This window comes from Microcella sp., from assembly GCF_033763155.1.
GTDB lineage: Bacteria > Actinomycetota > Actinomycetes > Actinomycetales > Microbacteriaceae > Microcella.
Genome location: NZ_JANRKZ010000246.1, coordinates 1 through 8,881, shown reverse-complemented (window position 1 = coordinate 8,881; position 8,881 = coordinate 1). Strand labels below are relative to the sequence as shown.

General features: G+C 68.0%; 9 protein-coding genes. 3 read left to right on the top strand and 6 right to left on the bottom strand.

Annotated elements, in window-relative coordinates:
• Positions 1 to 650 (bottom strand): ribonucleotide reductase N-terminal alpha domain-containing protein (locus tag SFU54_RS10640; RefSeq protein ID WP_319016249.1); only part of this gene is annotated, 650 nt, incomplete at its 3' end.
• 345 nt (positions 651 to 995) lie between these two features.
• Between SFU54_RS10640 and SFU54_RS10635 the strand changes: the two genes are divergently transcribed.
• On the top strand, positions 996 to 2,201 hold the full coding sequence (locus SFU54_RS10635) for an MFS transporter (protein ID WP_319016248.1): 1,206 nt from the start codon (positions 996 to 998) through the stop codon (positions 2,199 to 2,201).
• A 15-nt stretch (positions 2,202 to 2,216) separates the two neighbouring features.
• Here SFU54_RS10635 and SFU54_RS10630 read toward each other — a convergent pair whose 3' ends face one another.
• Complete coding sequence (locus SFU54_RS10630; RefSeq protein ID WP_319016247.1) at positions 2,217 to 2,801, bottom strand: NAD(P)H-dependent oxidoreductase; 585 nt, start codon at positions 2,799 to 2,801, stop codon at positions 2,217 to 2,219.
• Between the two features lie 70 nt (positions 2,802 to 2,871).
• On the opposite strand from SFU54_RS10630, the gene SFU54_RS10625 reads away from it, so the two are divergent.
• Entirely contained in the window at positions 2,872 to 3,642 is a 771-nt protein-coding gene (locus SFU54_RS10625; protein WP_319016246.1) for an alpha/beta hydrolase, read from the top strand.
• Here SFU54_RS10625 and SFU54_RS10620 read toward each other — a convergent pair.
• From SFU54_RS10620 to SFU54_RS10605, 4 genes are read right to left on the bottom strand one after another with little or no spacing between them, the layout of a single operon-like run.
• Complete coding sequence (locus SFU54_RS10620) at positions 3,639 to 4,406, bottom strand: siderophore-interacting protein (protein ID WP_319016245.1); 768 nt, start codon at positions 4,404 to 4,406, stop codon at positions 3,639 to 3,641. The genes SFU54_RS10625 and SFU54_RS10620 overlap by 4 nt on opposite strands.
• 11 nt (positions 4,407 to 4,417) lie before the next feature.
• Complete coding sequence (locus tag SFU54_RS10615; RefSeq protein ID WP_319016244.1) at positions 4,418 to 5,731, bottom strand: MFS transporter; 1,314 nt, start codon at positions 5,729 to 5,731, stop codon at positions 4,418 to 4,420.
• 10 nt (positions 5,732 to 5,741) lie between these two features.
• Positions 5,742 to 6,728: an aldo/keto reductase gene (locus SFU54_RS10610; protein ID WP_319016243.1), complete on the bottom strand. Its 987-nt coding sequence runs from the start codon at positions 6,726 to 6,728 to the stop codon at positions 5,742 to 5,744.
• 9 nt (positions 6,729 to 6,737) lie between these two features.
• Positions 6,738 to 7,556, bottom strand: a complete 819-nt coding sequence (locus tag SFU54_RS10605; RefSeq protein ID WP_319016242.1) for an alpha/beta hydrolase — start codon at positions 7,554 to 7,556, stop codon at positions 6,738 to 6,740.
• 268 nt (positions 7,557 to 7,824) lie between these two features.
• Here SFU54_RS10605 and SFU54_RS10600 point away from each other — a divergent pair, with 268 nt between their 5' ends.
• Positions 7,825 to 8,751 (top strand): DUF4349 domain-containing protein, encoded by a 927-nt coding sequence (locus tag SFU54_RS10600; protein ID WP_319016250.1) that lies wholly within the window; start codon positions 7,825 to 7,827, stop codon positions 8,749 to 8,751.
• The last annotated feature ends 130 nt before the right edge of the window (positions 8,752 to 8,881 follow it).

The following is an 8,881-nucleotide window of genomic DNA, read 5'->3' as shown; positions in this document are numbered from 1 at the left end:
GCGTTGACGAGCGTCGAGCCCGCGGCGAGGTATTCGAGCTTCGACATCTTCTCGTAGAACGCGATGGCGTGCTTGGTGGGCTCGACCTCGTTGAGCGAGAGGCCCATGGCCACGCGCATCCAGAAGTATTGAGGGGTTTCGAGCGGTTCACCGTTGCGCGCCTTGATGCCATAGCGGTTGTTGAGGGTGACCACACCGATGTACTTGAGCAGTTCGTCGTGCGCGGGGTTGAGCACGTCGGCGAGGGCATCGAGGTCGAACAGGTCGGGGAAGCGCGAGTCGAGCAGAGCTTCGTCAACACCCTGGCGGATGTAGCCGGCGAAGTGCGCACGGTGCAGCTCGCGCAGTTCGGCCTCGTTTTCGTAGTCGCCGAGCACACGCTTGTAGATGGTCTTGAGCAGCAGGCGAGCGGCGACGACGTCGAACGCCGGGTCGTCTTTCACGTTCTGCAGGGCAACCTGAATGACGGCCTCGTCGAGCTGCTGAGTCGTAATGCCGTCGAAGAGAGTGAGCTCAAGCTCGCTCGCGATTTGCGTCACCCACGCGACCTGGTCGGGCAGACCCTCGGCCGCGCGCTCGATCGCCAGGTTGATCTTGTTGGCGTCATACGGCTCACGGCTTCCATCGCGCTTCACAACGGTGATGCTCACGTGCCCACTCTCCCTCGTGCGCCGTCGTCGGCGCGTGTCTCTCGCGTGCGGCTCACGCCGCGGAATTGTCAGAAAAAGCCCGGAAATCCGGGCAAACCGCGGTGTTCCCCTCGCGCGGCCCCATCACTATATATCGGGGGTCTGACAAAGTTCACACCCTAGATGTAGTGGGCGTGTCGTCCACAGGTGTGCATAAGTTGCGCGACTTATACACAGCCTGTGGGCAAGCACCGACACGCCGCTGAATGCCGCAAAAACGCCGTGAATCGGGCGTGCGAGCGGTGCATCCGTGCCAAAAAGCGCGCCCGGCCCGGGGCACCGCGCACGCCGTAGGCTGAACATCTTGTGAGTGGATACCTCGACCTGCTGAAGACGCCCGGCGTGGCGCGCATTATTGCGGCGCAGCTGACCGCCCGGTTGCCCTCTGGCATGATCTCGCTCGCCTTTCTCATTCACATCGAGAGAATCTTCGACTCGTACGGCGCGGCAGGGCTCGTGCTCGCCGCCACGAGCGTTGGCCAGGCCATCGCGGGCCCGCTCACGAGCCGGTGGATGGGCCGCTGGGGCATGCGGCCGGTTCTCATCGCCACACTCGTCGTGTGCACCGCCGGCATCGGCATCATTGCTTTCGCCCTGCTGCCCCTGTGGGCCTACATGGTGGCGGGATTGGTCGTCGGACTCTCGACCCCGCCCATTCAGCCGGCCGTGCGCACGATCTACCCCAAGATGGTGACCGGCAAGCAGCTCACTCCCCTCTTCTCACTCGACGCCTCGGCGCAAGAGATCATCTGGGTCACGGGGCCCGTCATCACGGTGCTCATCGCCACGCAAGTGTCGAGCGTCGCGGCGATCGCCGTTGCCGGGCTGTTTCTCGTCGGCGGCGGCGTGTGGTTCATCGCGAGCCCCGAAGTGGGCAAAGTGCGCATTCCGCAGAGCCGTCGCAAGCTCGGGGTCGTGCTCAAGAACCGCGCCGTGATGCTCGCCACGGTGTGCGGCTTCTTGCTCATCGGTTCTGCCGCCTCGATCGAGGTGGGAGTTGTCGCGGTCTTCGGCGAGGGCGGCACCGAGGCGGGCATCTTGTTCGGCATTTGGGCCGTGGCCTCGCTCGTCGGCGGCCTGTCGATGGGGCACTTGCCCATCGGCCCCTGGGCGCTCGCACGCCGGTTCGCGATCGTCGTTGTCGGCATGGCCGCCGCACCGTTCTCGCTCGAGTTTTGGTGGCTCGCGCTCGCGCTCGTCATCGCGGGCGTTGGCATCGCGCCCGTGCTCGCCGTCATGTTTGCCATCGTGTCGTCGAGCGTGAAGTTCAGCGACACAGCCGAGGCCTATGGCTGGCTCGGCACGGGGCAACTGATTGGCGCCGCGCTCGGCTCGGCCATCGCCGGCTTTCTCATCGACGGCATGGGGCCGATCGGCGGCTTTGTCGCGGCGCTCGCCTTCGCCGCGCTCGGGATGCTCGTTGCCGTGCTGTTTCGCGCGTGGCACCCCGACCTGCGCGGGCGCGACGCGAGCCCGCTGCCCGACACCGAGCCGGTGCAGGTCGTCAGCTAGGGCCCGCCGTGCGCACTAGGCGCGCAGCGGCCGCAGCACCTCGGCATAGCGCTCGAGCGCATCGATCATGCGGGCGAGCACGGCATCGTTCTTCTCGATGGGCGTAAACACGCCGTCGACAACGTGCGCCTGCGGGCCGTTGATGGCGACGTCGACGGGAACCCGCACGAGTCCGATCGTCGTGAGCACAGCATCCAGCGCCGCCGCTCCGCGCAGCCCGCCGGATGCTCCGCCATAGCTCACGACGCCCACGGGCTTGCCCTGCCACTCGTGCGCGAGAAAGTCGAGCGCGTTCTTGAGCGCCGGGCTGTAACTGTGGTTGTACTCGGGGCTCACGAGCACGATGGCGTCGGCCTGCTCAACGCGCGCGCTCCACGCGATCGTGTGCGGCTTCGTGTAGGCGCGCTTGCCGGGGTGCTCGGGCTCATCCATGAAGGGCAGGGCGAGCTCGACAAGGTCGACGAGGTCGACCTCGTGCCCTGCCGCCGTGACGCGATCGTTCACCCACTGAGCGATGGGAAGGCCGATGCGGCCGGGGCGAACAGAACCGATGATGATCATGATGCGCGTCATGCTCTCGGCAACCCGCGTGCCCGGCATTCGATTCCCGCTCTCAGCGGATTCGCGGGTCGAGCTCGGCTCGCTGCGACGCACGGCTACGCTCGTGCGCATGAGCACCGTGACACTGCCTCGTTGGCACTGGGGAGACCCGTCGAGCCCCCACCAGGCGCTGATTGTGCACGGCCTGGGGTCGTCCGCCCACAGCACGTGGCGTCTCAGTGAGGCGCTCGCTGACGCGGGCTGGTCGGCGACGGCCGTCGATCTTCGCGGGCACGGTGACGCGCCGCGGGCATCCCGCTACCGCATTGACGACATCGCGGCCGATCTGCTCGGCACTCGTCCGGTCACGGGCTACACGTGGGGGCTCGTTGTCGGGCACTCGATCGGCGGGGCCGGTGTTGCCCAGGCCGCGGGCACCGACGCGAGCTTCACCGAACGCCTCGTGCTGCTCGACCCCGCGCTCGTCGTCGACGAGCCTGCGCGCGAGACTGTCTTGGCCGGCCAGCTCGCCAACCACGATGGCGCGACCGTCGCGAGCATTGCCGAGCAGTTTCCGCGCTGGCACCCGCTCGACGTCGAGCTTCGCGTGCGCTCGGCGAAAGCCGCGTCACGATTCGCGCTCGAACGCATGGTGCTCGACAACCATGATTGGGATGTCACGGCGTTCGTGCCGCACATCGCCGCGCCCACGCTCGTCATCGCTGCCGACCCCGACCACGGGGCAATGTTCGTCGGCGAGCTCGCAGAGCGCGTGCTCGCCATGAACCCTCTGCTCGAGCAGGTGGTCATCGCGGGTGCCGGCCACAGTCTGCATCGCGATGATCCCGAGGCGACCGTGCGCGCGCTGCTCGACTGGCTGCGCGCCGGCGAGACGCCCTAGCGCTTCCAGTAGCCCTTGACGACGGCACGCTCGACGTCGATGCCCCACGCACCGAGCACGGCGCGCGCAGGCGACACGAGCGACTGCTCGCCACACGCGAACACGAAGCGCTCGAGCGGGTCGGTCGGGGCGGGCAGCGCCTGCAGGGCGGCGGCGAGCGCGGCGCTCGGGGCAGAATCCGGTTCGAGGATGCTCACGCGCAGCCCCGCCGGCACCTCAATGCCCAGCGGCGCGAGCTCGAACCGTGTCTCGAGCAGCAGGTGGCCCGTGATGCTCGGACCGAGCATCCGCAGGTAACGGCGTACAGCGGGCAGGGCGCTGTCGTCACCCGCGAGCACGACCTCGCCGGGTGCGCCGGATAGCACGACCGAACCCTTGGGCCCCATGACGACCGCGGGCGACCCCAGCGGGGCCCGCGCGGCCCACGGGCCGATGAGCCCACCGCCGCCGGTGCCGTGCACGAGCACGTCGAGCTCGAGCCACCCCTCGTCGACCGAGTGGTCGACGACCGTCTCAGTGCGGCTTTCGCCGAGCGGCTCGCTCGTGGGGCCGAGCGGCACCGCGCCGCCCTCGGGTGAGACGACGACGCGCACGTGGTCTCCCCCACCCGGAGCAATGAACCCCGCGAGTTCGCCCGGCTGCGCTTCGACGAGCCGAACGCGCACAAGGCTGTCGTCACCCGCCGTCGCGAGCACCGTGCGTGAACCGAGCACGAGCTGCCGCACCGCGGGCGGAAAGGGATGGCGGGCGAGCGAGTAGGGCACGGCGGCTCGATTCAGGCGGCAGGCACAACCGGCATGGTGCCGGTGACGGGCGGTGGGGCATCCCCGTTGTCAATGTCTTCGGGGTTGGGCAACGTCATCAAGAAGCGATACCCGATGAGGCCAAGCACCGTGATGCCCGCGCCGCCGACGATCCACGGCACCGTGAGGTCGATGAGCGCGAGCGCGCCCCCGATGAGCGAACCGATGGGCATCGTGCCCCACAACAGCGTGCGCCATGTGCCGTGCACGCGCCCGAGCAGCCGACCCGGAATAATCGCCTGACGGAACGACATCATGAGCACGTTCCACACCGTGGTGGTGGTGGCACCGAGTCCAAAGAGCAGAAGCGCCGCAATCGGCACCGGCAGCAAACCCGTGAGCAGCACGAGGATGCCCGCCAGCAGATTCGCCGCCGCCATCACGGGCCCGAGCCCGAAGCGGCGGGCCAAGCGCGAGGCGATGACCGAGCCGAGCAACCCGCCGATGGCGCCAGAGAGCAAGAACAACCCGAACGCCGCTTCGGGAACCGCGAGAGTGTCGAGCACGAAGAGCACGAGCGTGGCTCCCGAAGCCGAGAAGAGAATCGCCACGGGAATGCTGAAGAACCAGAGCGTGCGCAGCATGCGGTTGCCCATGATGAAGTGCCAGCCGTCAACGAGCTGGCGGCGGAAGGGCACGACCTCGGCGACCTCGCCGGTCGCCACCGCCGCGTGAAACTGCCGGCCCGAGGCCACGGCGGGCAACAGAACTGCGAGCAGCGCCGCAAGCCCGAAGGCCGCCACGAGCCCTCCGATCGGGATCAGCACCGCGACGGCGAAGAGCGCCGAGGTCACGGGTGCCGCGGCGAAGTTCTGCACGACGAGCTCGGCACCCTCGATGCGCGCATTGGCCCGCGGCAGATCTTTCTTCGGCACGACGCTTGGCACGACCGCGCGAATGGCCCCGTCATAGAGCGTCTCGCACACGCCGTAGACGAAGATCACGAGGTAGAGCCACCAGATCGTGAGCGCGTTCATCGCGACAAGCACGACGAGCACGACGGCGAGCGCCGTGCGCACTCCGGCTGCGAGCGCCAGGGCTTGGCGACGATCCATGCGGTCGACGAGCACGCCCGAGGGCACCGCGAAAAACAGCCACGGCAGCATCGCCACGGCCCCGATTCCCGCGATCAGAAGTGGATCGTCGGTCAACCGCGCCGCGAGCAGCGGCGAGGCCGTGCGCGCGATGCCGTCACCCAAGCTCGATGCAAGGTTGGCGGTAAACACGGTCGCGAACGTGCGGCCGAGCCCCTGTCGACCGGATGCCGTGCCGCCGTTGGCCGTCACCGCGCGCTCGCTACCAGCGGTCGTGAACGGATGCGCGAATGCGACGGTCGTAGAGCTCCTCGACCCGAGCGTGGAACTCGACGCCGAGCTCAGCGACCTCGCCGGCGGCAGCGTTGGCGCGCGCTTGTTCCGCCGACCGCGCCCCGGGAATCACCGTGCTCACGCCGGGCAGTTGTGCGAGCCACGCGAGCGCGGCGGTGGCCGGCTGCAGGCCGTGCTCGGCGGCGAGCGCCGAGAACTCGACGGCCGCTTCGACGCCCGTGGCGTAGTCGACGCCCGAGAAGGTCTCGCCCTGGTCAAAGTGCGATCCATCGCGGTTGTAGGTGCGGTGGTCGTTCTCGGCGAAGACGGTGTCGGCCGTGTAGCGGCCGCTCAGCAGGCCCGAGGCAAGAGGAACGCGCGCGATGATGCCCACGCCCGCGGCAATCGCGGCCGGCAGCACCGCGTCGAGGGGCTTGAGGCGGAAGGCGTTGAGCACGATCTGCACGCTCGCGACGTTAGGGCGCGCGATGGCCGTGAGGGCTTCGGCCGCGGTCTCGACGCTCACGCCGTAGTTCTTCATGACACCCTCATCGACCAACTGGTCGAGGTCGTCGTAGACGCGGTCGATCGAATAGACGGGAGTGGGCGGGCAGTGCAACTGCACGAGATCGAGCGTGTCGACCCCGAGGTTGCGACGGCTGCGGTCGCTCCAGGCTCGGAAGTTTTCGGTCGAATAGTTCTCGACCGTTTGCGGCACGCGGCGGCCCATCTTCGTGGCGACGAAGACCTTCGCGTCGGGGCGCTGCTTCAGGTAGGTAGCGATGAGCTGTTCGCTGCGGCCATCACCGTAGGCGTCAGCCGTGTCGAACATCGTGACGCCCGACTCGACGGCGGCGTCGAGCACCGCGTGAGCATCCGCCTCGCTCACATCACCCCAGTCGGCACCGAGTTGCCAGGTTCCGAGGCCGATAGACGAAACGGTCGCGCCGGTGCGACCGAGAATCGAAGTCTTCATGTCGTCAGCCTATGCTCCGTTCGCGGTCGACCACCGCGCGGGCGGCGCCTCGATGACGCGCGCGACGGCTTTAGCGAGCGTCGGTCGCACGATGTGAGCGACCCCCGACACTCGCGTGGCGCGCACGTGCCGCAGCTGCTGCACGATGGCGAGCCCACCGGGGGCAAGAAACGGGTCGAGCGCGCCGTAGACGAGATCGATGGGCACGCGCACCCGGGCGAGATCAGCGAGCGTCGTCTGCGACTCGATCGCGTTTTGCAGCGACAGCATGAACGGCACCCAGTTGCGCTCGGTCACCTCGAGCACGTTCTTGATGGGAGCAATGGCGGCGAGGGCCGCCGCGGTGCGCTGCGTGAACCGCGGATTCGAGCGCAAGTATTCATAGACCGAGAAATAGGCGCCCATGCTCGCGCGATCGAGCCGATCACCCAACACCGCGGGCGGCAGATAAATGGGTGAGCTCACGAGCACGAGCCGATCAAGCTGGCGGTGGTGGGTCGCTGCGTACCGCGCCGCAATGAGGCTGCCGAGCGAATGGCCCACGAGCGTGAAGGGCTCGCGCAACCCCAGGCTGCGAATCGTGCGATCGAGCGCGGCGGCGTGCTCGTCGAGGGTGTAGGTGGCGCCGTCGGGCTGCGGGGAATCCCCAAACCCGAGAATGTCGATCGTGATGCACCGGTGCGTCTTCTCGAGCAGAGGAACCAGGTGCAGAAACGTCACCGACGACGACGCGATGCCGTGGATCATTACGACCACCGGGCCAGAACCGGTGTCGCGCGTGATCGACAAGAGCGGAGCATCCGCACGCCACCACCGCCACCAGGCCATGCGCTGAGTATGGCGGATTCAGGCCCCGAGGGCAGAAAGAAGGGGGCCGGCTGAGCCGACCCCCTCGACCTCCGCGTCCACCCCTAGTCGCGTCGGAATGTTTTGACTGTAGGCGCGAGGCGACGCGTGAAACAGACTTCCCGCCAGTCGCTCTGGGTTCTCTCGGCAGAGGCACAGCGTTGTGCAAGCAGGCGCCCAGGTCACAATCGCGTTTCAGCCGAAAACGTTGGGTGGTGGGCGAGAGTTCTTCGGGTCTAACGTGAGCGCCATGCGCACCTCACGATTGCTCTCGACGATTCCCGCCCTCGCACTCGCGGCCCTGTTGCTGAGCGGATGCGCGGCCGCAGGCACCCAAGAATCTGCCAGTGACTCGGGCGGCATGCCGGGGCTGGGTGCCCCCGAAGCTCCCGCCGTCGGTGAGGCAGACGGCGGATCGGGCGGTAACCTGGCCAGCCAGGTGAGCGACGACAACCGTGCCGTGATCACCGTGGGAACTCTCTACCTGACGGTCGAGGCTCCCTCCGAGGCCGCGAGCGATGCCGTGGCGATCGTCGAAGCCGCGGGCGGCCGCGTCGACGGTCGGCAAGAGTTCGCGCCGCGCACCTTCGGCGATGCGACGGATGCGGGCGGTGCCGAACTCGTGCTGCGGATTCCCGCCGACCGCCTGACCGCCACGCTTGAGAAGCTCAAGGCCCTCGGCGAGCTCGAAGAACTGCAACTGAGCTCGACCGACGTGACGCGCGAAGTGCAAGACATCGATGCCCGCGCGACGGCCCTGCGCTCGTCGATCACGCGACTGTTGGCCCTACAAGACGCGGCCGTCACGGTCGACGACCTCATCGACCTCGAGTCGGCGATCAGCCAGCGGCAGGCCGAGCTCGAGAGCCTCGAATCGCAGCAGCGCTACTACGCCGACCAGGTGGGCCTCTCGACCCTCACGCTGACGCTCGGCTCAGAAGAAGTCGCGCCCGTCGACGAGCCCGACACCTTCCTCACAGGATTGCTCGCCGGTTGGCAAGCGCTCGTGACCTTCGGCTCGGCACTGCTCGTCATCGTCGGCGTGCTCTTGCCGTGGCTCGCGGCGCTCGGCCTCATCGGAGTCATCGTGCTGGTGATCGTGCGCGCGATCGTGCGTCGTTACCAAGCGGGCGAGCGGGCGGCGGCAGTCGGCGGCGGCGGCGAGACTGGCGCCTAGAGGCTCAGTCTTGCGCGTCGGCGACGACCCGCACGAGCGGGTCGAACAGCGCATGACCCGACGTCACACCCCTCACCGACTCGACGATGTGCGGGGCTGTGTCTGCGCCCAATCGCTCGGCAAGCTCGAG

Excerpts from the sequence above, each read along its gene's own strand:
- SFU54_RS10630 (WP_319016247.1), bottom strand. The coding sequence starts at position 2,801 with ATGCCGGGCACGCGGGTTGCCGAGAGCATGACGCGCATCATGATCATC.
- SFU54_RS10625 (WP_319016246.1), top strand. The coding sequence starts at position 2,872 with ATGAGCACCGTGACACTGCCTCGTTGGCACTGGGGAGACCCGTCGAGC.
- SFU54_RS10610 (WP_319016243.1), bottom strand. The coding sequence starts at position 6,728 with ATGAAGACTTCGATTCTCGGTCGCACCGGCGCGACCGTTTCGTCTATC.
- SFU54_RS10605 (WP_319016242.1), bottom strand. The coding sequence starts at position 7,556 with ATGGCCTGGTGGCGGTGGTGGCGTGCGGATGCTCCGCTCTTGTCGATC.
- SFU54_RS10600 (WP_319016250.1), top strand. The coding sequence starts at position 7,825 with ATGCGCACCTCACGATTGCTCTCGACGATTCCCGCCCTCGCACTCGCG.